This window comes from Ammoniphilus sp. CFH 90114 (assembly GCF_004123195.1).
GTDB lineage: Bacteria > Bacillota > Bacilli > Aneurinibacillales > RAOX-1 > YIM-78166.
Genome location: NZ_SDLI01000052.1, coordinates 1 through 1,232 on the forward strand (window position 1 = coordinate 1; position 1,232 = coordinate 1,232).

A 1,232-nucleotide genomic window follows, 5' to 3' on the forward strand; every position below is an offset into this window, starting at 1 on the left:
GGGTGCCGATGGGACGAGCGTGACATGGTCCACAGATAACCCAGCCGTAATCGCTGCTGACGGAACGATTAGTCGCCCAGCGTACAGCGCCGGAGATGCGACGGTGACGTTGACCGCAACCATCGCGAAGGGAGCCGCAACAGAGACGAAGACCTTTGTGGTGAAGGTGCTGAAGCAATCTCAAACCGATGCTGAAGCCGTAGCGAATGCGAAGACGGCGTTAGACCTAATCTATACCGGACTTAATGATAGTGCGGATCAAGTGGTCCAGAACCTCATTTTAGCAACTTCGGGTGTAGACGGTACAACCATTGAATGGAGCAGCAGTAATACGACTGTAATCACGAATGAGGGTATAGTCACACGCACACCATTTAGTATGGGAGATACCGCTGTTACATTAACGGCTAAGATTTCCAAGGGAACTTCTACACTGACCAAAAAGTTTGTGGTGATTGTTTTAAAGCAATCTCAAACCGATGCGGAAGCTGTAGCAAACGCGAAAGGTGCGCTAGCTGTAGGATATGCAGCAGGAGACAGTGTGAGTGGAGTAACCCAAGATTTGACATTCACCACGATGGGTGTCGATGGAACGAGCGTGACGTGGTCCTCAGAGAACCCAGCCGTGATCGCTGCTGACGGAACGATTAGTCGTCCAGCATACAGCGCCGGGGATGCGACGGTGACGTTGACCGCAACGATTACCAAAGGTGTCGCAATCGAAACGAAGACCTTTGTGGTGAAGGTGTTGAAGCAATCTCAAACCGATGCGGAAGCTGTAGCGAACGCGAAAGGTGCGCTAGCTGTAGGATATACAGCAGGAGACAGTGCGAGTGGAGTAACCCAAGATTTTACACTCGCTACGATGGGTGCCGATGGGACGAGCGTGACATGGTCCTCGGATAACCCAGCGGTGATCGCTGCTGACGGAACGATTAGTCGACCAGCTTACAGCGCCGGGGATGCGACCGTGACGTTGACCGCAACGATTACCAAAGGTGCCGCAATCGAAACGAAGACCTTTGTGGTGAAAGTGCTGAAGCAATCTCAAACCGATGCCGAAGCCGTAGCGAACGGGAAAGGTGCATTAGCTGTAGGATATGCAGCAGGAGACAGTGCGAGTGGAGTAACCCAGGACTTGACGCTTGCGACGATGGGGGCAGATGGGACGAGCGTGACGTGGTCCTCGGGTAACGCAGCCGTGATTGCTGCTGACGGAACGATTAGTCGTC

The 1,232-nt window shown here is 53.2% G+C and carries 1 protein-coding gene; it reads left to right on the forward strand.

All coding sequences use genetic code 11. The features are described 5' to 3' along the window. Nucleotides 1-1,232 (forward strand): immunoglobulin-like domain-containing protein (locus tag EIZ39_RS27025; protein ID WP_368666368.1); only part of this gene is annotated, 1,232 nt, incomplete at both ends.